This window comes from Frigoribacterium sp. MEB024, assembly GCF_000878135.1.
In the GTDB taxonomy this organism is placed as follows: domain Bacteria; phylum Actinomycetota; class Actinomycetes; order Actinomycetales; family Microbacteriaceae; genus Frigoribacterium.
Genome location: NZ_JXQZ01000032.1, coordinates 220,168 through 245,740 on the forward strand (window position 1 = coordinate 220,168; position 25,573 = coordinate 245,740).

Here is a 25,573-nt window from a genome sequence, read left to right on the forward strand (position 1 = left end):
AGGATGGCCTCATGACTCGACGAATCCGGTTCAACGCCTTCGACATGAACTGCGTGGGGCACCAGTCCCCCGGTCTCTGGCGGCACCCCGACGACCGCTCGGCCGACTACACGAAGCTGAGCTACTGGACCTCCCTTGCGCGCCTCCTCGAGAAGGGCGTCTTCGACGGGCTCTTCATCGCCGACGTGCTGGGCACCTACGACGTCTACGGCGGCAACCACGACGCGGCCCTGCGCAACGGCACCCAGACCCCGGTCGGCGACCCGGTGCTGCTCGTCTCGGCCATGGCCGCCGCGACCGAGCACCTCGGCTTCGGCATCACGGCCGGCACGGCCTACGAGCACCCCTACCCGTTCGCCCGGCGCATGTCGACGCTCGACCACCTGACGGAGGGGCGGGTCGGCTGGAACGTCGTCACCGGCTACCTGCCGAGCGCCGCCCGCAACATGGGGGCCGACGACCAGCTCGACCACGACACCCGCTACGACCAGGCGGACGAGTACCTCGAGGTCCTGTACAAGCTGTGGGAGGGGTCGTGGGAGGACGACGCCGTCGTGCGCGATCGCGAGTCGGGCGTCTTCACGGACCCGACGAAGGTCCATGAGATCGGCCACGACGGCACGTACTACAAGGTGCCCGGCATCCACATCGCCGAGCCCAGCCCTCAACGCACGCCCGTGATCTACCAGGCGGGTGCCTCGCCGCGGGGCATCCGCTTCGCCGCCGGCAACGCCGAGTCGATCTTCGTGGCCGCCCCGACCAAGGAACGCCTGGCCGCGACGGTCGGCAAGATCCGGGACGCCCTCGAGGCCGCGGGCCGCGACCGCTACTCGGCGCGCATCTACACGTTGCTGACCATCATCACCGACGCCACCCCCGAGGCGGCCCGGGCCAAGCACGACGAGTACCGGCGCTACGCCTCCCACGAAGGGGCCCTGACGCTGATGTCGGGCTGGATGGGCGTCGACCTGTCGACCTACTCGCTCGACGACCCCGTGGGTGACGTCGAGAGCAACGCCATCCAGTCGGCACTCGCGAACTTCCAGGCGCAGGAGGGCGACACGGGAAAGGAGTGGACGATCCGCGACATCGCCGAGGCGGCGGGGATCGGCGGCCTCGGACCCCGCATCGTCGGGTCCGGCGAGGAGATCGCCGACCAGTTGCAGGAGTGGGTCGACGAGACCGACGTCGACGGGTTCAACCTCGCCTACGCGATCACTCCCGGCACGTTCGAGGACGTCGTCGAGCACGTCATCCCCGTGCTCCAGGCCCGGGGCGTCTATCCCACCGGGTACGAACCGGGCACGCTGCGGCAGAAGCTGTTCGGGCGCGGAGACCGGCTGCCGGACGAGCACCACGGGGCGCGGTACAAGGTCTCGACCGGAGCCCGCGTCGACTGACGGAGGCCCTGCGGGGCGAGGATCTTAGGATCGTTACAACGGCGTGTCGGCGAAAGTCGACACGCCGTTCCCATCAGGGCTTTCGTCCGTCGGATTTCATAACGGCAGGCGACTCTCGGGCTCCCGGAAGGGTGGTCGGCGACATGACGCGGCGTCGGGGCCGTGGTTAGTGTGGGCGTCGGTCGCCTCTCGGGGAAGCGACGATTCGGACTGATGGTCGTTGCTCAGAGGAGATGGTCTGCTTGGCGTGGGATTTCGTGGTGGACCGGTGGAGCCAGATCTGGTTCGCCTCCTGGCAGCACTTCTCCCTCGTGGTGCAGTGCCTCGTCCTGGCCGTGCTCATCTCGGTCGGGCTCGCCGCCCTCGTGCACCGCAGCCCCAAGCTCTACGCCCTGGCGAACGGCGTCTCCGCGGTCGGGCTGACCCTCCCGTCCTTCGCGCTCGTCGGCCTGCTGATCCCCTTCGCGGGCTTCGGCGTCGCGCCGTCGGTCATCGTCGTGACGTTCTTCGCCGCCTTGCCGATCTTGCGGAACGCCGTCGTCGGGCTCCACGAGGTCGACGGCTCCATCATCGAGTCGGCGCGGGGCATCGGCATGGGCAGGTTCCGCACCCTCGCGACCGTCCAGATGCCCCTCGCGTGGCCCATCATCCTCACGGGCATCCGCGTGAGCGCCCAGATGGTCATGGGCATCGCCGCGGTGGCGGCGTACGCGCTGGGGCCCGGCCTCGGCGGCTTCATCTTCTCGGGCCTGTCCCGACTCGGCGGGGCGAACGCGCTCGCCTCCGTGGTCACGGGCGTGGTGGGCGTCGTCCTGCTCGCCCTCGTCCTCGACCTCCTCCTCGTCGGCCTCGGCCGCCTTACCGTCTCGAGAGGCATCCGTGTCCAGAACTGACCCCACCCGCGCCTCCTCGTCCCCCTCGGACGAGGTCTCGGGCCGCAGCATCACCCTCGACCAGGTCACCAAGCGGTACCCCGGCCAGGCGAAGCCGGCGGTCGACGGCATCACCCTCGAGATCCCTGCGGGCAAGATCGTCATGCTCGTCGGGCCCTCCGGCTGTGGCAAGACCACGACCCTGAAGATGATCAACCGGCTGATCGAGCCGTCCGAGGGCCGCATCGTCCTGGGCGACGACGACGTCACCTCCATCGACGGCGACGAGCTGCGCCGTCGCATCGGCTACGTGATCCAGGCCGGCGGGCTGTTCCCGCACATGAGCGTCGCGGCGAACATCGCGATCGTGCCGAAGATGCTCGGCTGGTCGAAGGAGCGCATCTCGGCCCGCGTCGACGAGCTGCTCGAACTCGTGTCGCTCGATCCGGCCACGTACCGCGACCGCTACCCGCGCGAGCTCTCGGGTGGTCAGCAGCAGCGGGTCGGCGTCGCGCGGGCACTGGCGGCCGATCCGCCCGTGCTGCTGATGGACGAGCCCTTCGGTGCCGTCGACCCCATCACCCGCCAACGCCTGCAGGACGAGCTGATCAACATCCAGCACGAGCTGCAGAAGACCATCGTCATCGTCACCCACGACTTCGACGAGGCCGTGAAGCTCGGCGACTGGATCGTCATCTTCTCCGAGGGCGCGCACATCGTGCAGTACGACACCCCGGAGCGCATCCTCGCCGAGCCCGCGAACGAGTTCGTCGAGAACTTCATCGGGTCGGGGGCCGGCCTCAAGCAACTGACGTTGACGCGCGTGCGCGACGTCGACCTCGCCGAGGCCGTCGTCGCCCGCTCGGGCGAGTCCGCCGCCGACGTCCTCGCCCGGGTCGAGGCCGCCGGCCACGGCCACGCGGTCGTCGTCGACGACCGGGAACGACCCGTCTCGTGGCCCTCACGCCGCCAGCTCGGCCGGCTCGGCGTGCTGGGGTCGACACCCGACGCCGACCTGCCCGTCATCGGCAGCGGCGCCACCCTCAACGACGCACTGGACACCATGCTGGTCTCGAGTGCGGGCGCCGCACTGGTCACGGGCCGACGCGACGCATTCATCGGCGTCATCACGGTCGAGGTCGTGATGGAGGCCATCACCCGGGCGCGCGCATCGGCGGCGGAGGCCCAACACGACGCGCCGGTGGGGACGAACACGGGCTCCTTCGACATCGTGCCGGGGGCCCCCGCGGACGACGAGGACGCGGCGTGACCGCCTCGGCCGCTCCGGCCTCGATCGACGGGCGCTCGTCCGGTCGGCGTGGGCCCCGCCCGGCGTGGCTCGGACTGCTCGTGCAACCCGTGGCCGTGCTCGCCGTGTTCGCGGCGTTCGTCGTCTGGCTGACCACGGCCGACCTCACGACGGCCGAACGCACCACGCTCAACCCCTCCGACCTGTTGGCCTACACGGGCGAGCACCTCGCCCTGACGTTCGTGTCGGCCGCGATCGTGCTCGTGCTGGCCATCCCGCTCGGGGTGCTGCTCACCCGGCGCCCGTTCGTCCGCATCAGCGGACCCGTGCTCGTCGTCGCGAACTTCGGGCAGGCCGCTCCGGCCATCGGTCTGATCGTGCTGCTCGCGTTCTGGCTCGGCTTCACCTTCTGGGCGGCCGTCGTCGCGCTCGTGCTGTACGCGGTGCTGCCGGTGCTGCGCAACACCATGATCGGGCTGCAGAGCGTCGACGCCCGCCTCGTCGAGGCCGGTCGAGGCATGGGCATGAGCGCGTCCGCGGTCCTGCTCAAGGTCGAGCTGCCGCTGGCCGTCCCCGTGATGCTCTCGGGCATCCGCACGGCCCTCGTGCTGCTCGTCGGGTCGGCGGCCCTCGCCACGTTCATCGGCGCCGGCGGCCTGGGCCTCCTGATCACCACCGGGGTCAACCTCTTCCTGCCCCGGGTCCTCGTCTCCGGGGCCCTGCTCATCGCTCTGCTCGCTCTCATGATCGACTGGCTGGGTCGTGTCGTCGAGTACGTCGCCCGTCCGAAGGGACTCCGCGCATGACCACCTCCCGCCTCCCCCGCCGGCTGCGCCGCGCCTCCTCGTGCCTCGCCGTCGTCGCCGCGGCGACGGTGGCGCTGACCGGGTGCGGTCTGCAACCGGCGACGGCCTTCGTGCCCGCGGTGGCGCCCGGCTCGATCCGCGCCATCGAGGGGCTGCCCGACGACGCGGCCATCACCGTGACGGCGAAGAACTTCACCGAGCAACTGATCCTCGGCAAGATCGCGGTGCTGGCCGCCCAGGCCGCGGGCTTCGAGGTGACCGACATGACGAACGTGCCGGGGTCGGTGGCGGTGCGACAGCTGATGCTCGACGGCACGGCCGACATGACCTACGAGTACACCGGCACCGCCTGGCTGACCTACCTCGCCGAGGCGGAGGGCATCCCCGACCAGCAGGAGCAGTACGAGGCCGTTCGCGACGCGGACGCCGACAACGGACTGACCTGGCTCGAGCCCGCGCCCCTCAACAACACCTACGCCATGGCCGTCCGGGCCGAGGCCGCGCCCGAGTTGGGCGACATCACGTCGCTCTCACAGATCGCCGACCTGCCCGTCGACCAGCGCACCTTCTGCGTCGAGGCAGAGTTCAACTCTCGGGCCGACGGCTTCGCCCCCATGCTCGCGGCCTACGGGCTCGAACTCGGGGCCGCGGACGGCGTGCCGACGAGCAACGTCAGCATCCTCGACACGGGCACGGTCTACACCGCGACGGACCGGGGCAGCTGCAACTTCGGCGAGGTCTTCACGACCGACGGTCGGATCGACTCGCTCGACCTCGACGTGCTCGAGGACGACCGCGGGTTCTTCCCCGCCTACAACGCCGCACCGGTGCTCTCGACGGCCACGCTCGAGGAGTACCCGCAGCTGGCCGAGGTGTACGACGAGATCTCACCCGCCCTCACCGACACCGAGATGCGCCGCCTCAACCTGGCGGTCGACGTCGAGGGCCAGGAGCCGGCCGACGTGGCCTTCGACTGGATGGTCGAGCAAGGATTCGTCACCCGTCCGTGACACGCGGGCGAGGGTGATTGTGACGGGTGATGCGCCCCTCGACCGGTCGGTCGGGGGGCGCTGTCCGTCTGTACCCCACCGGTGTCCTCCGAGAGGGGGACGAGGTCGGATGAACGACACGTGTCGTGATGGTGAACGCCGTCCTCGTTCGCGTGTCGAGCATCCGTTGGTAGGTGTGATCAGGCCTCTGATCAGGTATTTTGCAGAGGGTGACCGGATGCTCGCGTCCTGCCTTCGGAGGGACACGCCGCACCGGCCCGTTTCACGGCTCCTTGTCACCCCCGCACGGGTGACACGACGGGGGTCGGGAGTCACCCGTTCGGGTGTCGGCAACAGGGGGGACACGACCGCCCCCGAACGGGGGGTCTCGATGGGCTCCTGCGTCGGGTGCCCCCCGAACTAGAGTCACAGCATCCTCCTGGTCGACCCGAAATCACCAGGAACCCGAGAAACCCGACCCTCTCCCCGGGAGCTCGTGCTCCCACATCACCGCACCGACCCGAATCGTGCGCCGAGCAGACCCGCTGCCCGGCGCGCCCGTCGCCGCCCCGGCCGCCGTCGCGCACCCTCGTGACGTCCGTGCCGCGGCGCGACGCCTGGGCGGTCGATCGAACCCGAATCTCGATCGACCGCCCGCCACCGCCCCGTCGTCACCACCGACGTGGGCGTGCCGTCGCCTACCCGAACCCGAGACCCGATGTCCAGCACGCAGAGCGAACTCCGCTCAGTCCTGGTCGGACCGTCGTCACCCCGACGGATCGACCCCCCGTTCGACCTGCCCGAGTCGGAGGCTTCCCTCGCCTCCCCCGCCGCGACACACGACGCCGAGTCCGGCGCGGCCTGGGCTCGCCGCTACCGGCGCCGCCTCCGCCTCGTCGACACCGTCGTCCTGACCCTGAGCATCGTCGGTGCCGTCGCGGTGGACGCCGCGAGGGCCATCGCCGCCGGTCGGGGCTCGGACGCGACCACCCTCGTCGAGTCGGTCGGCTCGCCCGTGCTGCCCGTCGTCGTGGGACTGGTCTGGACCCTGTGCCTGACGCTGCACCGCACCCGCGACCTCGCAGTCGTCGGCAGCGGCGTCGTCGAGTACAAGCGCCTCCTCACGGCCAGCGTCTGGGCGTTCGCCGTCGTGGCGATCGGGTTCGCGTCGGTCGGTCACATCGGTGGCGAGGGCTACTTCCTCGTGGCGCTGCCCGTCGGCGGGGCCGGCCTGGTCGTCGGCCGGTGGACGATGCGGCGTTGGCTCGAGCGTCAGCGTGCGAAAGGTCACTACCTCTCGAGGGCGGTCGTCGTGGGGTCTCGCGACGACATCGCGGACGTCGTCCGTCGCATCGACAAGACGAGCGGTGCCGTGTACGACGTCGTCGGGGCCGCCGTCCCGGACGCCGACCCGCGGGGCATCGTCGTCGGAGGTCGCGTCGTCCCCGTGGTGGCCGACCTCGACGGGGTCCCCCGTGCGGTCTGGCGTCTGGGCGCCGAGAGCGTGATCGTCGCCGGCGAACCCGGTCGTGGCCGCGAGTACCTCCGCGACCTCGGATGGTCGCTGGAGGGACGCGCGACGGAGCTCGTCATCGCCTCGCGACTGACGAACGTCGCCGGGCCGCGCATCCACTACCGTCCGGTCGAGGGTCTTCCCCTGATGCACGTCGAGCTGCCGCAGTTCGACGGCCCGCGGCACGCCCTCAAACGTCTGTCCGACCTGGTGCTGGCGTCCGCCGCCCTCGTCGTCCTCGCGCCGGTGTTCGCGGTGGTCGCCCTCGCGGTGCGGCTCGACGGCCCCGGCCCGGTGTTGTTCCGCCAGCGCAGGGTCGGCCGGGACGGGCGCACCTTCGAGATGCTGAAGTTCCGTTCGATGGTCGTCGACGCCGAGAGCCGTCTCGCCGACCTGACGCAGGCCGACGAGGGCGCCGGCCTCCTCTTCAAGATGAAGTCCGACCCCCGAGTCACCCGCGTCGGCGGTGTCCTCCGCCGCTGGTCGCTCGACGAGCTGCCCCAGCTGTGGAACATCGTCCGGGGCGAGATGAGCGTCGTCGGGCCCCGGCCGCCCCTCCCCCGCGAGGTCGAGGGGTACGAGGACCACGTCCACCGACGTCTCTACATCAAGCCCGGTCTCACCGGCATGTGGCAGGTGAACGGGCGCAGCGACCTCAGCTGGGAGGAGAGCGTCCGTCTCGACCTCTACTACGTCGAGAACTGGTCGCTGACGGTCGACTTCGTCATCATGTGGCGCACCGTCCGCGTGCTCTTCGAGCACCGGGGAGCGTATTGAGCCCGTCCAGCAGCATCCGAGACCACCACGGGCCGTTCACGGGCCCGGACCACGCTCACGACGACAGGGGAGACAGCATGTCCGTCGACATCAGGCACTACAGGGACCGCGAGTCCGCACCGGCGGCGACCGCCGCACCGACGGCGACCGCCGCACCGACGGTGACCGCCGCACCGGCCACTCGGGAGGACGCCCGCGCGGGCGTCGACCTGCCCGAACTCCCCCGCCGCCGGAGGGGATCGCGTCGCAGCCGGGTGCTGCTCGTGCACTCGTCCGACGAGATGTACGGCTCGGACCGGATCGTCCTCGAGGTGGTCGGCGAGCTCGCCGCCCGCGACGACCTCGACGTCACGGTCTGGCTGCCCTCCGACGTCGCGGTCGGGCCCCTGGGTCCGAGGCTGCGCGAACTCGGCGCACGCGTCGAGCGGACGCCCCTGCCGATCCTGCGCCGGACCCGGCTCGGGCCGCTCGGACTCGTCCGCCTGGCCCGTGACGCGGCCCGTACGGCGCTCCGCTTGTCCGGACGCCACTTCGACCTCGTCTACTGCGCGACGAGCGCGTGTCTCGTCGTCGCTCCCGTCGCCCGGGCCATGGGCGTCCGCCGCGTCGTGGGACACCTGCAAGAGCCCTGGAGCGCCGGTGACCGTCGTGGCCTCCGTCCTCTGGCCCGCGCCTGCACCTCGCTGGTCGCCGTGTCGCGCTCGGTGCTCGACTCGTCCGGCCTCTCGGACGACTCGCGTGCGGTCGTGGTCCACAACGGCGTCTCGGACCGGTCGATCGCCGCGAGCGACCGCACCGAGGGCCGCGAGCCCCAGTACGTGGTGGCGAGCCGATGGAACGGCCACAAGGGCCACGCGACGCTGCTCACCGCCTGGAACGCGGCGGGCTGCCCCGGTCAGCTCGTCGTCCTGGGCGGCCCCCCGGCCGTCGGCTCCTCGGTCGACGTGCCGGGTCTCGTCGCTGCCATCGTCTCGCGGCCCGAGACGGTCGTCGTCGTGGGAGAGGTCGACGACGCGTCGCCCTACCTGCGCGACGCCGACGCGGTCATCCTGCCGACCGACACCCTCGAGGGGTTCGGACTCGTGACCCTCGAGGCGTTCAGTCAGGGGCGTCCCGTCATCGCCAGCCGCTCCGGTGGTCCGGAGGAGGTCGTCGACGAGGGCCGCACGGGCTGGCTCTTCGACCGTCGCGACGTCGACGGCCTGACGGCGATCCTCGCGTCGATGGACGTCTCCACCCTGGCCGTCGCCGGGCGCCACGCCCGCGAGGCCTACCTGCAGCGGTTCACGCCGGAACGCATGCGCCGCCGCATCGGTGCCGTCGTCACGCGCGAACTGCACACGGCCGACGTCGACTCGCTGGCGGTGGCCTCGTGAGCGACACCACCACGACCTCTGCGTCGACCACGGCCCGACCCGCCGTGCCCCGTGCCGTGCGGCCCGCCCTCGCCGCCCTGGCGTCGGCCCAGAAGCCGTCGACGGGTGCGCCCGCCTACTCGCGCTTCGTCAACCGCCGCCTCGGTCGCTGGGCCGCCGCGGTGGCCTACACGCTGGGTGCGACGCCGAACCAGGTCACCGCTCTGAGCGCGGCGTGCACCTTCGCGGGCATCGCCGTCCTCGCCCTCGCGCCGTCCGGCATCGGCACGGCCGTGGCCGTCGTCCTGCTCCTCGTCGTGGGATACGCGCTCGACTCGGCCGACGGGCAGGTCGCCCGACTCCGTGGTGGCGGCAGCCCCGCGGGCGAGTGGCTCGACCACGTCATCGACGCGACCAAGATCGCGGTGCTGCACCTGGCCGTCTTCGCGTCGTGGTTGCGTGAACCGGACGGTCGCGAGGCCCTGCTGGCCGCACCGCTCGTGTACCAGGTCGTGGCGACGGTCGCGTTCTTCGCCATCGTCCTGACCGATCAGCTCCGCCGGGCGGAGGCGGCCCGGACCGGCGTCGCCGCGCCCGTGGGACGTCGTACAGGGCTGCTCTACTCCCTGGCGGTCGTCCCGACGGACTACGGCCTGATGTGCCTCGCATTCGTCCTGTTGGCCTGGCCGCCCGCGTTCACCGTGGTCTACCTCGCCCTCCTCGTCGCCAACGCCGGCTACCTCGTCCTCGCCCTGCCGAAGTGGTTCCGCGAACTGAAGTCCGTGACGCCCCCGTCGATCGGGTCGAGGCCGTGAGCCGCGAGGGCGCACCTGCCCGACGTGCCCTCGTCGGTGGTCTCGGTCGGGCCGTGTCACGCCATGCCGCGCTCGTCGGCGTGGCGGCCCTCCTGGGGGTGGCCGCCGGCGTCGGCGCGTCGCAAGCAGCTCCGGCAGGTTGGCGCGCCGAGGCGACCCTCCTCGTCCGCGTCGAGTCCCCGGGATCGGGCCTCGCGGCCCGAGGGCAGTTCCCTCAGCAGCGCGTGGCGTCCTACGCCGAGCTGGGTACGAGCCCCGAGGTCCTCGGGCCGGTCGCCGCCGACCTCGGCGTGCCCGTCGACGAACTCGCCGAACGGGTCTCGGTGGTCAACCCGGGCGGCACCGCCGTCCTCCGCGTGCAGACGACGGCCGGGACGCCCGACGAGGCGGCCTCGCTGGCCGACGACGTCGCGGAGAGCCTCACGGCGGTCGTGGACCGCGTGGAGTCCCAGGGCGATCCGGACGGTCGGACCGTCGCGCTCGACCTCACCTCCCCCGCGGCCGTGCCGACGACGCCTGACGAACCGGGCCTCGCGCTGACGATGCTCTCGGGACTCCTGGCCGGTCTGGCCGTGGGCCTCGCGGGCGCGCTCGTCCTCTCCCGTGCCCGGCCGACGGTCGACTCGGTCGACGACGTCCGCCGGATCACGGGGCTCCCGGTCGTGGGACAGCTCCCGGGGGCCCTCCGACACGGCGACGACCCGGTCACCGGGGTCTCGTCCGCCCGGACCCGCACGGCCCTCCGCGAGATCGTCCAGAACACGCGGGCACTGCGCGGCGGCGCACTGCCCGCCACGCTCCTGCTGGCACGGACCGATTCGGTCCGCGAGGCGGTCGGCGTCGACGGCGGTCTCGCGCGCGCCGTCGTCGAGCTCGGCGCCACCTGCGCCCTGGTCCAGTCCGACTTCGACACCCGCACCCTGTCCCGCCCCTCGACGGTGCCCGTCGGCGCCGTGCCCGAGGAGGTCGAGGCCGATCGGCACGGATACGACCGCGTGCCGGTGCCCGACGGGGTCGTGGCGTCGTCCCGTCATCTGGTCCGCTCCGGGACCCACGCGTTCTTCGCCGCCCTCCGGGAGGACTACGACGTGTCCGTCGTGCAGGCTTCGAGCGACTCCCACCCGCTCGCGTTGCGCAGCGTGACCGACGAGGTCGACGGCGTGCTGCTCGTCGTCCGGTCCGGCGTCACGACCGCCGAGTCCCTCCGGAGCCTGAGCGCCGAACTGCTCAGCCTGGACGTCCAGCCCGTGGGCGTCGTGCTGACCGGTGTGCCCCCGTGGCGCCGGGTCCTGGTGCGTGCCACCTGGCTGGACGACGACATCCGCCAGCCGGTCGCGGAACCCGCCCCTTCCTTCAGCATCGCCGACCTCGTCGACCACGCCGGCGGGACCCGTCCGCTCCAGGACCTCCCCCGCCTCCGACGCCGGCCCGGTGCCCTGTCGTGACCACACCCGAGCAGCACCCCTCCGAGAGGACCACACCCGTGGACGTCATCCCCACCCCCGCCACCGGCCTCGCCCTCGACCCCGTCGAGGTCGGGAGAGGACGAGGAGGCGCGGGCCGGGTCGGCTACGCGGCCGGCGCCTTCGACCTGTTCCACATCGGCCACCTGAACCTGCTGCGGCACGCGTCCGCGCAGTGCGACCACCTCATCGCCGGGGTCGTGTCCGACGAGATGCTGCAGGTGACGAAGGGGATCTCGCCGGTCGTCCCCCTCGCCGAACGACTCGAGATCGTCCGTCACATCGACGTCGTGGACGGCGTCCACGCCGAGACGGTGCCCGACAAGATGGACGTCTGGCGCGAGCTGCGTTTCGACGTCTTCTTCAAGGGCGACGACTGGCGGGGCACCGAGAAGGGCCTCCGGCTCGAGCGCGAGTTCGGGGAGGTGGGGGTCGAGGTCGTCTACTTCCCGTACACGATGAGCACGTCCAGCACGGTCCTCCGTCGCGCGCTCCGGGCCCTCTCGGGTGCACCGGGCCACGGCGCCGAACCGGTCACCGTCGGCGACTCCGTCCGGCTCCAGGGCTGACCGGTCCTCCCCAGCCCGGCATCGCCCGTCGACGACGGTGGCGACTGGGGAGAACCCACCGAGCGTCGTGGCGGCCCGAGATGCTCGATCCATGACACTCACCTCGGTCCTCGACACCACCCCCGCCCGACCGCCCGACGACGGGATCGGGGCCCGCGACGAGTGCGACCCGGCACGGGCCGTCGATCCGCACGCGCCCGTCCGCGACGTCGCCGACCTCGTCCGGCACGTCGAGGCCATCGTCCCCGTGGCGGTGCGTCGGCAGCTCTGGACGTTGTTCTTCGACGACGACGACGTCCCCCTGCCCCTCATGGTGCCGCTCGAGGGCATCCCCGAGGTGCCCGACACCTCCGCCCTGGACCACTACGGTGACGCCCTGGCGGCCGTCGCCACGGAGTTCGGCGCCGGGACCGTGGCGTTCGTCCTCGAGAGGGTCGGGGCCGCGTCGTGCGGTCCTTCGGATCGACGGTGGGCCGAAGGGCTCCGGGCGCTCGGTCGAGGACGACCGTTCGAGGTCCGACCGGTCCTGCTGTGCGGCGACGACGGCGTGTCCGTGCTCGACGCGGGCCGTGGAACGGGCGGACGCACAGCACGGGGTGGTGTCCCTCAGGCGTCCTCGAGCCCCGTCCGCCTGGTCGACATCGTCCGCCTGCCCTGACCCTGCTCGCGGTCGACGAGGCGCCACCAGGCGGTCTCGGCGAGTTCCGGGGACGTGTAGACGCCCAGTCGGGCCGGCTCGGCGTCGGTCGGACTCCACCGGCTGAGCCGGTACCCGCCGCCGAAACGCTCGACGACAGCCTCGGGGGCCGCCTCGGGATCGGCGCGCACGGTCCACCGATCGGGGACGTTCTCGTCGAGCATCGGTCGATCGTACCCGGGTCAGGCGCGCTGGCCGAGGCGACCGCGCAGCACGTCGATGCGCTTCTGGATCTGCTCGGTGCTGGCCTGGGCGACCGACGGCCCCCCGCTGATGCGCCTGAGGTCGGCGTGGATCAGCCCGTGCGGCTCGTTCGAATGACGTGACCAGATCGACACCAGCCTGCTGAGCTCTTGCCGCTGCTCCTTGATCGTCTGGTAGAGCGGCCGGGCCTCGTCGACCGGAACGGTCGTCGGCAACCCGGTCTTCGGAGCCCGTCGTGCCTGGGTCGCCTGGCGCTGCCGCAGCAGGTCGCGCACCTGATCGGGCTCGAGCAGACCGGGGATGCCGATGAAGTCGAGTTCTTCGAGACTGCCGATCTCGCCTCCGGTGCCGAACTCGCCTCCGTCGTAGAGCACCCGGTCGAACGACGCCTGCGAGTCGAGGGCCTCGAACGGTTGCTGCTCGAGAAGGCTCGACGCCTTCTCGTCGCGGTTGGCCGCGGCCATCATGTCTTCCTCGGGCGCGAACAACCCGTCGTCGGCGTCGGTGGGCCGGTCGAGCGCGTGGTCGCGTTGCAGCTCGAGCTGGTTGGCCAGGGCCATCAGGCTGGGCACGCTCGGCAGGAAGATCGATGCGGTCTCACCCCGTCGCCGGGCCCGGACGAACCGACCGACGACCTGGGCGAAGAAGAGCGGCGTCGAGGCCGAGGTGGCGTACACGCCGACGGCGAGCCGCGGGACGTCGACGCCTTCGGACACCATGCGGACGGCGACCATCCAGCGGCTGTCACCATCGGAGAAGGCCTGGATGCGGTCGGAGGCGGCCTTCTCGTCGCTCAGGACGACGGTCGGGCGCTCGCCCGTGAGCTTCTGCAACACCGCCGCGTACTGCCGAGCCGCGGTGTGGTCGGTGGCGATGACCAGACCGCCGGCGTCGGGAACGCCCCGGCGCACCTCGGTGAGACGCTTGTCGGCCGCCGAGAGGACGGCCGGGATCCAGTCGCCCTGGGGTGAGAGCGCCGTGCGCCAGGCCTGAGCCGTGATGTCCTTCGTCACGGCTTCGCCGAGGGATGCGCTCATCTCGTCGCCCATCCGGGTGCGCCAGCGCATCTGCCCGGCGTACGCCATGAAGAGGACGGGACGCACGACACCGTCGGCGAGGGCGCGACCGTAGCCGTAGGAGTAATCCGCCCTCGAGGTGCGGATGCCGTGCTCGTCGGGGGCGTACTGCACGAACGGGATCGGTGCCGTGTCGGACCGGAACGGGGTGCCCGTCAAGGAGAGGCGGCGGGTCGCGCCCGTGTAGGCCTCGCGGATGCCGTCGCCCCAACTGAGCGCGTCGCCGCCGTGGTGCACCTCGTCGAGGATCACGAGGGTGCGACCGGCCGTCGTGATGGCCTTGTGCACCTCGGGCTTCATGCCGACCTGGGCGTAGGTGACGGCGATGCCGTGGTAGTGCCGCCCGAACGTGCCGTCGGCGTTCTTGAACATCGGATCGAGGCGGAGGTTGACCCGGTCGGCGGCGTCGGCCCACTGGCGCTTCAGGTGCTCGGTGGGAGCGACGACCACGACACGGTCGACCTCGCCGCGGGACAGGAGCTCGGTCGCGAGGCGGAGGGCGAACGTCGTCTTGCCGGCGCCCGGCGTGGCCGCCGCGAGGAAGTCCCTCGGCATCGTCGAGAAGTACAGCTCGAGGGCGTCGGCCTGCCACGCGCGCAACTTGCTGGCGGTGCCCCAAGCGGCCCGCTCGGGGAACGCGGGCGAGAGATGTTCGGCGGCCGAGTTGCCTGCCGAGACGCCGACGTCGAGCGGGTCGGACGACAGGCCGTCGAGGTGCTGCTCACCCCCGGCGGGGTCGGATGCGTTGGCGGTGCTCACTCGAACCGAGTTTACCCTCGACCGGCGTCGTCGACGGACGCGGCACCGGCATCTCGACCGGAGGTGCCGGGTCGACGTCGCGAGGCGCCGAGCAGCGAGGCGGGCGTCAGCATGGCCGACCCGAACTTGGCCCGGAGGGCGTCCATGGTCGACTCCGCCTCGCGCCAGTCGGCGTCGTCGTCCCACAGGCCGAGCGAATCACCGCCCGTCCCCTCGCTGAGCTGTTCGACGCGCACGCCGACGAGCCGGATGCGTTCGTGCTGCTTCCCCGTGGCTTCGTAGAGGGAGACGACCTCGTCGTAGATGCGGCGACCGAGGTCGGTCGGGTCGGCGAGCGTCCGAGACCGCGTGATCGTCACGAAGTCGGTGGTCCGCAGCTTGAGCACGACCGTGCGGCCGCTCACGCCCGCGGCCCGCAGGCGGGTGCCGACCTTGTCGCTCAAGCGGAGGAGTTCGCGTCGGACGACGACCGGGTCGACGACGTCGGTGCCGAAGGTGTTCTCGTTGCCGACGCTCTTCTCGGCCGTCTCGGTGTGCACGCTGCGGGGATCGCGGCCCCACGCCAGGTCGTGCAGCTTCGCGCCGGCCGCCGGCCCGACCGCGTGGACGAGCATGTCGAGGGGGGCCGCGGCGACGTCGCCGACCGTTCGCAGGCCACGGTCGAGCAGCACCTGCTCGGTCTTGCCCCCTACCCCCCAGAGAGCGCTGATCGGCCGCGGGTGGAGGAAGGCCAGGGTGTGACGGTGCGGCACGAGCAGGAGCCCGTCGGGCTTGGCGACGCTCGAGGCGAGCTTGGCGACGAACTTGGTCGACGCGGCACCGATGCTGCAGTGCAGGCCGGTCTCGGCGTGCACCCGACGACGAAGTGCCGTGGCGATCTCGAACGGGGAGCCCATGAGGCGGATCGACCCGCTGACGTCGAGGAACGCCTCGTCGATGCCGAGGCGCTCGACCAGTGGCGTGACGTCGTCGAACATCGACATGACGCGCGAGGACCAGTGCTGGTACTTCTCGAAGTGCGGTTCGAGCACGACCGCCTGAGGGCAGCGACGCAACGCGATCGCCATGGGCATCGCCGAGTTGACCCCGTACTTGCGTGCCTCGTAGGTGGCGGCCGTGACGACCGAACGGTCGGAGCGGTGCCCGATGACCACGGGTCGCCCCCGCAACTCGGGGTGGTCGAGCAGTTCGACGGAGGCGAAGAAGGCGTCCATGTCGACGTGGAAGATCGGTGCGGTCGCATCGTCCGTCGGCACCGTGGTGACGAGTCGCCCGCTGCCGTCTTGTTTGCTCACCGGAGCATCCTCACACGAGCCACCGACATCGGCGTCGCCCGGGACGCGGCCCCCCGGGCCGCCCGGGTGACGGGTCCCGCCTCGACCGGGCGTGCGAGCCCGTCAGGCCCCCGGTCCGAGCAGCGCCGCCGCGATCGTGGCGTGCGCCGAGTCGGTGCTCGACGGGTGGAAACGTCCGGCGAGGACGTCGCGCTGCAGGCGCCCGAGCTCGGATGACGACCGGTACGACGAACCCCCGGCGACGGTGACCGCCTGCTCGACCACCGCGCGGGCCGTCTCGGTGGCGCGCGTCTTGAGCCCGAGCACGAGCCTCGGCCAGTCGGCACCGTGGTCGACGAGCGCGTCGACGTCCCGCGCGATCTGGTCCACCTGGGGTTCGAGCCCGTCGACCGCCAGCCCCGCGTCGGCGACGCGCCACCGCAGGACCGGGTCGAGCGCCCTGGCCGCTCCCCCGGCGCGTCTCGAGGTCGTCCCGAGGGCCGACTCGACGGCGAGCTCGAGGGCCCGGCGGGCGAGTCCCCGGTAGACGGCGGCGACGGTCGTCTCGAACACGGCGAAGACGGCGAAGACGAACGGGTCGGCGCTCGGGCCGACGGGCAGTCGACGAACGATGCGCGAGGCGGGGACCTCGACGCCGGCGAGCCGGGTCGTGTGGCTCTGCGTCGCGCGCATGCCGAGGGTGTCCCAGTCCTCGAGCGAGGCGTGGCCCGGCTGGTCGCGGTGCACGAACCCGTGGACGAGGGCCGGCGAGTCCGGGTCGGAGTCGTCCCGTCCGAAGACGCCGAGGCGCGTCCAGACCGGCGAGAGCGAGGTGGAGACCTTCGTGCCGGTGAACCGGTAGCCGCCGTCGCCCGTGGGGTCGGCCGAGGTCACCGAGTCGAACAGGACGAGGTCGTTGCCGGGCTCGCTGACGCCGAAGGCGAAGACCTCGTCGTGGGCGGCGTCCTCGAGCACGAGGTCGAGCGAGTCGTCGCCCCGGGCGTGCAGCACGGCCGCGCACCCGGTCCAGACCAGGTGCATGTTGACCGCCAGCGCCGTCGCCGGGGCCGCGGTCGCGAGGCGCGACTGCAGGGACGCGACCTGCTCGAGTCCGAGACCCGCGCCTCCTCGGTCGGTCGGGACGAAGGCCCGCAGGTAGCCGCGCTCACGCAGCTCGGCGAGGTCGTCGTGGGGGAACGTGTTCTCGCGGTCGTGGCCCGCGGCCCGCCCCCGGAAGCGTTCGAGCAGCCCGTCGGGCAGCAGCTCGTCGGGCGACCAGGAGGCGCGGGTCGGGTCGGACGCGGGGGCGGGCTTCGGTGCGGGCACGCGTCGAGAGTAGTTTGGTCGCATGAGTCAGCAACACCCGTGGTCCCGTTACGTCGCCCTCGGCGACTCGTTCACCGAGGGGATAGGCGACCCCGAGGAGCGCTCCCCCGGGGGCCACCGGGGCTGGGCCGACCGCGTCGCCGAGGTGTTGGGCGCCTCGACCGAGGACTTCGCCTACGCGAACCTCGCCGTCCGGGGCCGCCTGTTGAAACAGATCATCGACGAGCAGTCCGAGGCCGCGCTCGCCCTGAGGCCCGACCTCATCTCGGTCTCGGCCGGGGGCAACGACATCATCCGCCCCGGCACCGACCCCGACGAGGTCGCCGCGGGCTTCGAAGGGCTGGTCGCACGACTGCGGTCCGACGGTGCCACGGTCGTGGTCTTCACCGGGCCCGACATCGGCCTCACCCCGGTCCTCGGTCGCCTGCGCGGCAAGGTCGCGATCTACAACGAGCACGTCCACGCCATCGCGCTGCGGCACGACGCCGTGGTCGCCGACATGTGGGCGCTGCGTCAGCTCGTCGACCCACGCATGTGGGCACCGGACCGGCTGCACTTCAGCCCCCTCGGCCACCACACGATCGCACGGATGGTCCTGCAGGCCCTCGCGGTCGAGAACGACCTCGCCCCCTATGCACCCGAGCCGCTCGAGCGCCGACCGTGGCGCAGCGCCCGGGCCGACGACATGGGCTGGGCGCGCGAGTACCTCGTGCCCTGGGTCGTGCGTCGCATCCGACACCAGTCGTCGGGCGACTTCGTCCAGGCCAAGCGTCCGGACGCCGTCATGATGGTCCATCGCGACGACGTCTGACCGGTCGGCGTCCGGGCGGTCGCCGTGCGACGGGTCGCCGTGCGACGGGTCGCCGTGCGACGGGTCGCCGTGCGAACGGTCGTCTCAGAGCACCTCGTCGGGGTGCGTCAGTCGCCACCACGCCCCGGGCTCGCCGATGGTCGTGTCGAGCTCGAGGGGCACGACGTGCCGTTCTCCGTCGACGGTGAACGTGACGTCACCCACGCGGGTGCCGGCCGGGGCCGCCCCCACGTCGTCGGTCTCGACCGAGGCCTCGACGGTCTCGTCACCCCAGACGAGCACGCTGGCGTCCTCCGCGGCCACCGCACGGGCGGCGTCGCCCCAGGGCAGGTCGTAGTCGGCGAAGGCGTCACCGCGGGTGGTCAGCGTGACGGTCCGGAAGCGGTCGGCGACGCTGGAGAGCAGGGCCTGCACGTCGCGGTCCAGCTGGTCGTGGTCGACGCCGCCGAGCATGGCGCCCACGACCGTGACCTGCCGACCGCCGATCGTGTAGTCCGCCGCGAACAGCAGGCAGGCGCCCGCCTCGTCGAGGGTGCCCGTCTTGATGCCGACGACGCCGTCCAGCCCGAGCAGCTCGTTGCTGTTGCTGATCTCGCCGATGCCGGGCACGGTCGTCGTCGCCGTGCCGACCGTGCGGGCGACGTCGGGGTCGGCCAGGGCCAGCCGCCCGAGTTCGATCAGGTCGGTCGAGGTGCTCGTGTTCTGCGGCGACAGCCCGGTCGGCTCGACGAGCGTCGTCGAGGTGAGGTCGTGGTCGGCGAGCCAGGCCCGCGCGGCGTCGACGAAGGCCTGGTCGCTGCCGAACGCCCACCGGGCCAGCACCTCGGCGTAGTTGTTGGCGGACTCGATGAGCATGACCTCGAGCACCTGGCGTTCGGTGAGGGCCTGCCCGGCGGCCATCGGTGCCACCTTGCCGTTCTGCGCCCGGTACGCGTCGACCAGGGCCGCCTCTGCCGGGCCGAAGGTCAACGTCGGACCGTCGCCGCCGTCGAGCGGTCTCTCGTCGAGGACGACGAGGGCCGTGACCACCTTGCTGATGCTCGCGATCGGGCGGGGCCGTTCGTCGCCGCTCGTCGTGAGGCTGTCGTCCCAGCCGGTCGCCTCGACCGCCGTCGCACCGTACGAGGGGAAGGTGAGATCGGGGCTCGCCTCGGCCGGCGCGGTGTAGGCGGCGACGTCCGCCGCGGCGGGTGCCAGCGGGCTGAGCAGGGCGAGGGGGACGTACCCGCCGACGGCGACGATCAGGGCGAGCAGCGCGATCACGCCCACGCGCCTCCGGACGACGCCCGGACGACGACGCCCGTCGACGCCGGTCACGCGACCGCCTCGGACCCGCCCGCCGGCACGCGGAGGGCCCAGAGGGCCACGGCCGAGGCGGCGGCCACGTTGAGGCTGTCGACGCCGTGCAGCATCGGGATGGTGACGACGGTGTCGGCGGCCTGCAGGGCGGCACGGCTGAGTCCGTCACCCTCGGTGCCGAGCAGAAGGGCGACGCGGCCAGGAGGCGCGGCCGCGTAGGAGTCGAGGGTCACCGCGTCGTCGCTCAGCGCCAGGGCGGCCACCTCGAACCCCGCCTCACGGAGCAACTCGGCACCGGCCGGCCACTCGGGGAAACGCGTCCACGGGACCTGCAGGACGGTGCCCATGCTGACGCGGACGCTGCGGCGGTAGAGCGGGTCGGCGCAGCGCGGGGTGATGAGCACGGCGTCCGCCCCCAGGCCCGCGACGGCGCGGAAGATCGCGCCCACGTTCGTGTGGTCGACGATGTCCTCGAGCACGACGACGCGCCGCGCGCCGTCGAGCACCGACTCGACCGTGGGCAGCTCGGGACGGTGCATGGCGGCGAGGGCGCCACGGTGCAGGTGGTAGCCGGTGAGGGTCTCGAGCAGGGCCGCGTCGCCGACGAAGATCTCGCCCTCGTGGTCGGCCACGAGGGGCTCGATGTCGGGCAGCCAGCGGTCCGTCATCAGCACCGACCGGGGCACGTGGCCCGCTCGCAGCGCCCGTTCGATGACCTTGGTCGACTCGGCGATGTAGAGCCCGCCCTCGGGCTCGGACACGCGCCGCAGGGCGACGTCGGTGAGCCGGTTGTAGTCGGCGAGTGCCTCGTGGTCGAGGTCGGTGATGCGGGTGACGTGCACGGTGCTCCACGGGGGACGGCCCCGGCGGACGGGCGACCGCTGGAATCGAATCGGAGGGGGACGCGTTTAGGCTAGCGTCACCGCACCCGAAGGAGCCCCACCCGTGTCGAACGCCCCCGCGGCCCCCACCGACGAGCAGGCCCTCGAGGCCGCGGTCGAGGCCCTCCGCGGGCGCCGCGTGGCCGTGCTCACCGGGGCGGGGGTCAGCACCGACTCGGGCATCCCGGACTACCGGGGCGAGGGTGCTCCGCCACGAAATCCCATGACCTTCCAGCAGTTCCTCTCGAGCGAGAGCTACCGCAAGCGCTACTGGGCCGGCAGCCACCTCGGCTGGAAGTCCTTCCGTGCCGCCGGGCCCAACGAGGGGCATCGCGCGCTGGCCCGGCTCGAGGCCGCCGGCGTCACGAACGGCGTCATCACCCAGAACGTCGACAACCTGCACGTCCGCGCCGGGTCGCGCCGGGTCGTCGACCTGCACGGCACCGTCGACCGCGTCGTCTGCCTCACCTGCGGGCAGGCGTTCGCCCGCGACATGGTGGCGGCCCGCCTCGCCGCCGAGAACCCCTGGATCGACGAGCCCGACCAGGTGCGGCTCGCGCCGGACGGCGACGTCGAGGTGCACGACATCGACGCGTTCGTCGTGCCGACCTGCACGGTATGCGGCGGCCTGCTCAAACCCGACGTCGTGTTCTTCGGCGAGTTCGTGCCCACCGAGCGGTTCGCCGAGGCGCGCTCGATGGTCGTCGGCGCCGAAGCGCTGCTCGTCGCCGGCTCGTCGCTCGTCGTCAACAGCGGCATCCGCCTGCTCGACCAGGCGACGCGCCGCAAGCTGCCCGTGGTCGTCCTGAACCGGGGCGTCACCAAGGGCGACTCTCGGGCCACGGTTAAGCTGGACGCCGGCACGTCGGAGACCCTGACGGCCCTGGCCGAGCACCTGGGCGCGTAGCCTCCCGGGCCGTGCCCACCGGAGGAACGATGACGCTCTTGTACCTGGTCCGCCACGGCGAGACCGACTGGAACCGCGCCCGACGCATCCAGGGCTCCACCGACATCCCCCTGAACGACCTCGGTCGCTCGCAGGCCCGAGAGGCGGGCGACCTGCTCGCGCGCCGCCGGTTCGACGCCGTCGTCGCCAGCCCTCTCTCGCGGGCGGCCGAGACCGGGTCGATCATCGCCGAGCGCCTGGGCCTGGCCGCGCCCGAGCTCGCCCCCGAGGTCGCCGAGCGCCGCTACGGCGACGCCGAGGGCCTGACCGGCGAGCAGGTCGAGGCACGGTTCCCCACGGGCACCCCGGTGCCCGGCCGCGAGAGTCGCGGGGCCCTCGTCGCGCGGGTGCTGCCCGCCCTCGCCGCGATCGCCGCCCGGTACGGCGACGGCGCGTCCGTGGTCGTCGCGACGCACGGCGCGGTCATCCGGGCGGTGGTGAACCACGTCTCCCCCGACACCGACGCGCACCTCGGCGTGCCCATCCGCAACGGGTCCATCCACTCGTTCGAGTTCGCGGGCGACGCCCTGACGCTGCGCGAGTTCGACGACCCGATCGAGGTCGAGTCCGAACGCCCGGGCACCTACTCCTTCGAGTACCAGAACCCCCTCGAGCGCGACGCGGCCGATCCGGCCTGAGCGCCCGTCCGGTCGGTGACCGGGGCGTCAGCGTCCCGAGCGTCGACGTCGGTGGCTGCCCGCCGCGGCGACGTCGGCCAGCAGGCGCAGCAGCACGTCGGCCGAGTCACGCCAACTGAACCGGGCGGCCTGCTCGACCGACGCGGCCGAGCGCGCCTCCCACTCGCCCTCGAGCCGACGGACGGCGGTGGCGATCGACGCAGGCGACGACGGGTCGAAGTAGAGCGCCGCGTCGCCACCGATCTCACGGAAGATCGGGATGTCGCTGACCACGGCCGGCGTGCCGAGCGCCATGCCCTCGACGAGCGGGATGCCGAATCCCTCGGCCCGCGAGGCCGTCACGACGGCCGTCGCACCGAGCAGCGTCTCGCGGTACTCGTCGTCGCTCGCCCCGTCGTGGAAGACCAGCGCCCCGGCGGGCGCCAGGGCCGCCAAGGAGGCGCGCTCGGCCACGGACACCCGGCTCATCAGGTGCAGTCGGTACCCGTCGAGCAACGGCAGTGCCCTGGCCAGCGCGGTCACGTTCTTGTACGGCATGAACGACCCCATGTAGACGAGGTCGCGCCGCGCGGGTGCGGTGCGGGGCTCGACCGCGTCGACCGGGTCGGCCGCGTTGTACACCACCGTCACGGGACGCCGGGTCAGCCGGTGGCGATGCATCTCGTCACGGGTCGTACGGCTCACCGTGACGACCGAGTCGGCTCGGTCCAGCAACACCCTCTGCGGCCACCAGGCCAGGTGGTACAGCCGCCACAGCAGCTTGATCGGCAGGGCGAACTCGGGTGGTGGCGTGCGGTTCGTGTAGTAGATCAGGTCGTGCAGGGTCAGCACGAGCGGGTACCGGCGCCCGGCCGAGCCCATGGTCTGCATGGGCGACCAGACGACGTCGGGACGCAGCCGGTTCACCTGCCGGGCCACGAGGGGCTCGAGGACGCTCGTGGGCGCGCTGACGAGCAGGTGCGGCTGGTCGGGCAGCTTGTCGAGCTGACGCGGGTCGCTGACGAGCATCGTCACCGCGTGGCGCTCGGCCAGGGCCGACACGACGCCGGCGCTGAACCGGCTGATGCCGTCGTGGCGTCCGACACGGACGTACCGGCAGTCGACGACGATCCTCATCGGACGAACGCCCCGATCGCGGCGGCGGCCTGGCGCGGCTTCTCGTAGTGGATCAGGTGACCGACCCCCTCGATCACGTCGAGCGTCGCGTCGGGGAAGAGTGCCTGCAGCCGGTGCTGTGCCGGCAGGGCGGTGATGTCGTCGCGGTCGGCGGCGATCAGCAGGGTGGGTACCGCGACGCGGGCCGCGTACGTGCTCACGTCGCTCGAGACGGAGGCGCGGAACGCGTCGAGCACCACGCGACGGTCCGAGAAGCGCGAGAAGAAGCTGTCGTGCTGGTCGTGGATCCACCGGCGCAGGGCCCGGTCGTGCGTCTTGACCATCGCGAGGCTGGTGATCCGCGTGACGGCGGCGTTCTGCAGCACCTGCTGACCGGCGCGTTCGGGCAGGGCCGCGCCGGCCCAGTAGTAGAAGACGGCCAGCCGCGTCACGACGCCGCGCGGGCCCTGCAGGGCGGGAGCGGCGATCGGGTTGACCAGGATCAGCCGGGAGGCGCGGAGCCCGTCGGCCACCGCGGCCGACGTGACGATCGAGCCGAACGAGTGCCCCAGCACCACGACGTCGTCACCGAGCGAGAGGGTCGCCACGAACGCGGTCAGCCAGCCCGCGTACGCCGCGACGCTGTGCTCGCCGTCCAGCGGGGTCGACTCGCCGAAGCCCGGCAGGTCGGGCATGACCACCCGCACGTGGTCGAGGTGCGCCACGACCGGTTCGAGACCGTGGTGGTCGCCCCGGAAGCCGTGCACCGCGACGACGGTGACCCGCGCCTCCTGCCCTTCTGGCGGTTCGTACGTCCAGTACCGCGTGAGGCTGCCGGCGACCTCGACGACGTCGTCGCGCACCGGTCGGGCGTCGAGGAGGGCACGGTACGGCGACTTCACGCGCGGGGGTCGGACGATCACGCGCCCGAGTCTACGAGCGACGCGCTGGGCGGAGTGCGCGCCCCGGGTCGCGCGCCCGTAGGGTGGGCGGGTGAGCTTCACTGCCCCGATCCAGCAGCCCGGACTGACCCTCGACCCCAACTGGCACCGCCGGGCGGTGTTCTACGAGGTGATGGTGCGGTCGTTCGTCGACAGCAACGGCGACGGAGCGGGTGACCTGCAAGGTCTGCTCACCCGTCTGGACTATCTGCAGTGGCTCGGCGTCGACGCCCTCTGGCTGCCGCCGTTCTTCCAGTCGCCCCTGCGCGACGGTGGCTACGACATCCAGGACTACAAGGCGATCCTGCCCGAGTTCGGCACGCTCGACGAGTTCCGCGACCTCGTGACCAAGTCGCACGAGCGCAACATGCGCATCGTCATCGACATGGTCCTCAACCACACGAGCGACCAGCACGAGTGGTTCCAGCAGAGCCGCGAAGACCCCGAGGGTCCCTACGGCGACTTCTACGTCTGGCGCGACACCGACGAGGAGTACTCGAACATCCGCGTCATCTTCGTCGACACCGAAGAGTCCAACTGGACGTTCGACCCGGTACGCCGTCAGTTCTTCTTCCACCGCTTCTTCTCGCACCAGCCCGACCTCAACTTCGAGAACCCCGCCGTCCAGGAGGCGGTCTTCGACGTCGTCCGTCACTGGCTGGCGATGGGCGTCGACGGGCTCCGCCTCGACGCGATCCCGTACCTGTTCGAGACCGAAGAGGGCAACGGCGAGGGCGAACCGGCCACGCACGAGTTCATCAAGCGTCTGCGCGCCATGGTCGACGAGGAGTTCCCCGGTCGCGTGCTCATCGCCGAGGCGAACCAGTGGCCCGCCGAGACGGCGGCGTTCTTCGGCACCGAGGACGAGCCGGAGTGCCACATGGCCTTCGACTTCCCGGTCATGCCCCGCATCTTCTACTCGCTGCGCGCCCAGAGCGCCGACGAGCTCAAGCGCATCCTCTCCGAGACGACCGAGGTGCCCCCGGGCGCGGCCTGGGCAGTCTTCCTCCGCAACCACGACGAGCTCACCCTCGAGATGGTCAGCGAGGAGTACCGGCAGGCGATGTACGGCTGGTACGCGTACGACCCCCGCATGCGCTCGAACATCGGCATCCGTCGTCGCCTCGCTCCTCTGCTCGACAACTCGCGCGCCGAACTCGAACTCGTCCACGCGCTGCTCTTCTCGCTGCCCGGCAGTCCGTTCCTGTACTACGGCGACGAGATCGGGATGGGCGACAACATCTGGCTTCCGGACCGCGACTCGTCCCGCACGCCGATGCAGTGGACGCCCGACCGCAACGCCGGCTTCTCGACCGCCGACCCGGGCAAGCTCTTCCTGCCCGTTGTCCAGTCGCTCGTCTACAACTACAACCTGGTCAACGTCGAGAGCCAGCTGGCGCAGTCACGGTCGCTCCTGCACTGGGTGCGCAACGTCATCCACGTGCGCAAGGCCCACCCGACCTTCGGCCTCGGCACCCTCGAGGTGCTCGAGACCAACCAGGAGTCCGTCCTGTCGTTCGTCCGTTCGTACGAAGGGGCGGGGACGCAGTTCGGCGACTCGGCCGAGGACATCCTCTGCGTCTTCTCGTTCGGTCACAACCCGACCTCGGTCGACATCGTGGCCCCGCAGTTCGCCGGACGCACGTTGTTCGACCTGTTCGGTGGAGCGCAGTTCCCCTCGTTCGACGACGAGGGGAAGGTCACGCTGACCCTCGGGACGCAGGCGTTCTTCTGGTTGCACGTCGGCGACGTGCCTGCTGCGGCGGCATCCGCTGTCGGTGGCGCCTCCTAAACTCGCAGGGTGACTGACACCGAGAC

General features: G+C 71.8%; 23 protein-coding genes. 15 read left to right on the forward strand and 8 right to left on the reverse strand.

What is annotated here, in order from left to right:
• Window positions 1-11: 11 nt before the first annotated feature.
• From SZ60_RS07980 to SZ60_RS16430, 11 genes are all read left to right on the forward strand, one after another.
• On the forward strand, window positions 12-1,400 hold the full coding sequence (locus SZ60_RS07980; protein ID WP_043594971.1) for an LLM class flavin-dependent oxidoreductase: 1,389 nt from the start codon (window positions 12-14) through the stop codon (window positions 1,398-1,400).
• Between the two features lie 242 nt (window positions 1,401-1,642).
• Window positions 1,643-2,293: an ABC transporter permease gene (locus tag SZ60_RS07985; RefSeq protein ID WP_231567080.1), complete on the forward strand. Its 651-nt coding sequence runs from the start codon at window positions 1,643-1,645 to the stop codon at window positions 2,291-2,293.
• A complete protein-coding gene (locus SZ60_RS07990; RefSeq protein ID WP_043594973.1) occupies window positions 2,280-3,542 on the forward strand; it encodes an ATP-binding cassette domain-containing protein in 1,263 nt (420 codons plus the stop codon). The genes SZ60_RS07985 and SZ60_RS07990 overlap by 14 nt, the downstream gene beginning before the upstream one ends.
• A 23-nt stretch (window positions 3,543-3,565) precedes the next feature.
• Window positions 3,566-4,327, forward strand: coding sequence for an ABC transporter permease (locus SZ60_RS07995; protein ID WP_043595080.1), 762 nt, complete (start codon window positions 3,566-3,568; stop codon window positions 4,325-4,327).
• Window positions 4,324-5,337 (forward strand): glycine betaine ABC transporter substrate-binding protein, encoded by a 1,014-nt coding sequence (locus SZ60_RS08000; protein ID WP_043594974.1) that lies wholly within the window; start codon window positions 4,324-4,326, stop codon window positions 5,335-5,337. The genes SZ60_RS07995 and SZ60_RS08000 overlap by 4 nt, the downstream gene beginning before the upstream one ends.
• A 697-nt stretch (window positions 5,338-6,034) precedes the next feature.
• Window positions 6,035-7,606 carry a sugar transferase gene (locus SZ60_RS08005; protein WP_082059963.1) on the forward strand — a complete coding sequence of 524 codons (1,572 nt, stop codon included), beginning with the start codon at window positions 6,035-6,037 and terminating at the stop codon, window positions 7,604-7,606.
• A 77-nt stretch (window positions 7,607-7,683) separates the two neighbouring features.
• Entirely contained in the window at window positions 7,684-8,982 is a 1,299-nt protein-coding gene (locus tag SZ60_RS08010; RefSeq protein ID WP_043594975.1) for a glycosyltransferase family 4 protein, read from the forward strand.
• Window positions 8,979-9,776 carry a CDP-alcohol phosphatidyltransferase family protein gene (locus SZ60_RS08015; RefSeq protein WP_082059964.1) on the forward strand — a complete coding sequence of 266 codons (798 nt, stop codon included), beginning with the start codon at window positions 8,979-8,981 and terminating at the stop codon, window positions 9,774-9,776. The genes SZ60_RS08010 and SZ60_RS08015 overlap by 4 nt, the downstream gene beginning before the upstream one ends.
• Window positions 9,777-9,829: 53 nt before the next feature.
• Window positions 9,830-11,221 carry a hypothetical protein gene (locus SZ60_RS08020; protein ID WP_197073524.1) on the forward strand — a complete coding sequence of 464 codons (1,392 nt, stop codon included), beginning with the start codon at window positions 9,830-9,832 and terminating at the stop codon, window positions 11,219-11,221.
• A gap of 38 nt (window positions 11,222-11,259) precedes the next feature.
• Window positions 11,260-11,808 carry an adenylyltransferase/cytidyltransferase family protein gene (locus tag SZ60_RS08025; protein ID WP_369700699.1) on the forward strand — a complete coding sequence of 183 codons (549 nt, stop codon included), beginning with the start codon at window positions 11,260-11,262 and terminating at the stop codon, window positions 11,806-11,808.
• A 91-nt stretch (window positions 11,809-11,899) separates the two neighbouring features.
• Complete coding sequence (locus tag SZ60_RS16430) at window positions 11,900-12,466, forward strand: hypothetical protein (protein ID WP_052505243.1); 567 nt, start codon at window positions 11,900-11,902, stop codon at window positions 12,464-12,466.
• On the opposite strand, the gene SZ60_RS08035 is transcribed toward SZ60_RS16430, so the two are convergent.
• The 4 genes from SZ60_RS08035 to SZ60_RS08050 all read right to left on the reverse strand — a co-directional run bounded on the left by SZ60_RS08035 (window position 12,415) and on the right by SZ60_RS08050 (window position 17,144).
• Window positions 12,415-12,669, reverse strand: a complete 255-nt coding sequence (locus SZ60_RS08035; RefSeq protein ID WP_043594977.1) for a hypothetical protein — start codon at window positions 12,667-12,669, stop codon at window positions 12,415-12,417. The genes SZ60_RS16430 and SZ60_RS08035 overlap by 52 nt on opposite strands.
• 18 nt (window positions 12,670-12,687) lie before the next feature.
• Entirely contained in the window at window positions 12,688-14,490 is a 1,803-nt protein-coding gene (locus SZ60_RS08040; protein WP_043595085.1) for a DEAD/DEAH box helicase, read from the reverse strand.
• Window positions 14,491-14,555: 65 nt separating this feature from the next.
• Entirely contained in the window at window positions 14,556-15,839 is a 1,284-nt protein-coding gene (gene dinB / locus SZ60_RS08045; RefSeq protein WP_043594978.1) for a DNA polymerase IV, read from the reverse strand.
• Window positions 15,840-15,941: 102 nt separating this feature from the next.
• On the reverse strand, window positions 15,942-17,144 hold the full coding sequence (locus SZ60_RS08050) for an acyl-CoA dehydrogenase family protein (protein WP_043594979.1): 1,203 nt from the start codon (window positions 17,142-17,144) through the stop codon (window positions 15,942-15,944).
• Between the two features lie 22 nt (window positions 17,145-17,166).
• On the opposite strand from SZ60_RS08050, the gene SZ60_RS08055 reads away from it, so the two are divergent.
• Window positions 17,167-17,955 (forward strand): SGNH/GDSL hydrolase family protein, encoded by a 789-nt coding sequence (locus SZ60_RS08055; RefSeq protein WP_043594980.1) that lies wholly within the window; start codon window positions 17,167-17,169, stop codon window positions 17,953-17,955.
• Between the two features lie 84 nt (window positions 17,956-18,039).
• Here the strand turns inward: SZ60_RS08055 and SZ60_RS08060 are convergent, their stop codons facing one another.
• Window positions 18,040-19,272 carry a D-alanyl-D-alanine carboxypeptidase family protein gene (locus SZ60_RS08060; RefSeq protein WP_156155545.1) on the reverse strand — a complete coding sequence of 411 codons (1,233 nt, stop codon included), beginning with the start codon at window positions 19,270-19,272 and terminating at the stop codon, window positions 18,040-18,042.
• On the reverse strand, window positions 19,269-20,096 hold the full coding sequence (locus tag SZ60_RS08065) for an RNA methyltransferase (RefSeq protein WP_043594982.1): 828 nt from the start codon (window positions 20,094-20,096) through the stop codon (window positions 19,269-19,271). Before SZ60_RS08065 ends, SZ60_RS08060 begins: the two co-directional genes overlap by 4 nt.
• Before the next feature lie 103 nt (window positions 20,097-20,199).
• Here SZ60_RS08065 and SZ60_RS08070 point away from each other — a divergent pair, with 103 nt between their 5' ends.
• Window positions 20,200-21,042: an NAD-dependent protein deacetylase gene (locus SZ60_RS08070; protein ID WP_043594983.1), complete on the forward strand. Its 843-nt coding sequence runs from the start codon at window positions 20,200-20,202 to the stop codon at window positions 21,040-21,042.
• 11 nt (window positions 21,043-21,053) lie between these two features.
• Window positions 21,054-21,719 carry a histidine phosphatase family protein gene (locus SZ60_RS08075; RefSeq protein WP_231567081.1) on the forward strand — a complete coding sequence of 222 codons (666 nt, stop codon included), beginning with the start codon at window positions 21,054-21,056 and terminating at the stop codon, window positions 21,717-21,719.
• A gap of 27 nt (window positions 21,720-21,746) precedes the next feature.
• Here SZ60_RS08075 and SZ60_RS08080 read toward each other — a convergent pair whose 3' ends face one another.
• Complete coding sequence (locus SZ60_RS08080; protein ID WP_043594985.1) at window positions 21,747-22,835, reverse strand: glycosyltransferase family 1 protein; 1,089 nt, start codon at window positions 22,833-22,835, stop codon at window positions 21,747-21,749.
• Window positions 22,832-23,737 (reverse strand): alpha/beta fold hydrolase, encoded by a 906-nt coding sequence (locus tag SZ60_RS08085; RefSeq protein ID WP_231567082.1) that lies wholly within the window; start codon window positions 23,735-23,737, stop codon window positions 22,832-22,834. The genes SZ60_RS08080 and SZ60_RS08085 overlap by 4 nt, the downstream gene beginning before the upstream one ends.
• Before the next feature lie 70 nt (window positions 23,738-23,807).
• Between SZ60_RS08085 and treS the strand changes: the two genes are divergently transcribed.
• Window positions 23,808-25,547 carry a maltose alpha-D-glucosyltransferase gene (gene treS / locus SZ60_RS08090; protein ID WP_043594987.1) on the forward strand — a complete coding sequence of 580 codons (1,740 nt, stop codon included), beginning with the start codon at window positions 23,808-23,810 and terminating at the stop codon, window positions 25,545-25,547.
• The last annotated feature ends 26 nt before the right edge of the window (window positions 25,548-25,573 follow it).

Excerpts from the sequence above, each read along its gene's own strand:
- SZ60_RS07980 (WP_043594971.1), top strand. The coding sequence starts at position 12 with ATGACTCGACGAATCCGGTTCAACGCCTTCGACATGAACTGCGTGGGG.
- SZ60_RS08000 (WP_043594974.1), top strand. The coding sequence starts at position 4,324 with ATGACCACCTCCCGCCTCCCCCGCCGGCTGCGCCGCGCCTCCTCGTGC.
- SZ60_RS08005 (WP_082059963.1), top strand. The coding sequence starts at position 6,035 with ATGTCCAGCACGCAGAGCGAACTCCGCTCAGTCCTGGTCGGACCGTCG.
- SZ60_RS08010 (WP_043594975.1), top strand. The coding sequence starts at position 7,684 with ATGTCCGTCGACATCAGGCACTACAGGGACCGCGAGTCCGCACCGGCG.
- SZ60_RS16430 (WP_052505243.1), top strand. The coding sequence starts at position 11,900 with ATGACACTCACCTCGGTCCTCGACACCACCCCCGCCCGACCGCCCGAC.
- SZ60_RS08035 (WP_043594977.1), bottom strand. The coding sequence starts at position 12,669 with ATGCTCGACGAGAACGTCCCCGATCGGTGGACCGTGCGCGCCGATCCC.
- SZ60_RS08055 (WP_043594980.1), top strand. The coding sequence starts at position 17,167 with ATGAGTCAGCAACACCCGTGGTCCCGTTACGTCGCCCTCGGCGACTCG.
- SZ60_RS08080 (WP_043594985.1), bottom strand. The coding sequence starts at position 22,835 with ATGAGGATCGTCGTCGACTGCCGGTACGTCCGTGTCGGACGCCACGAC.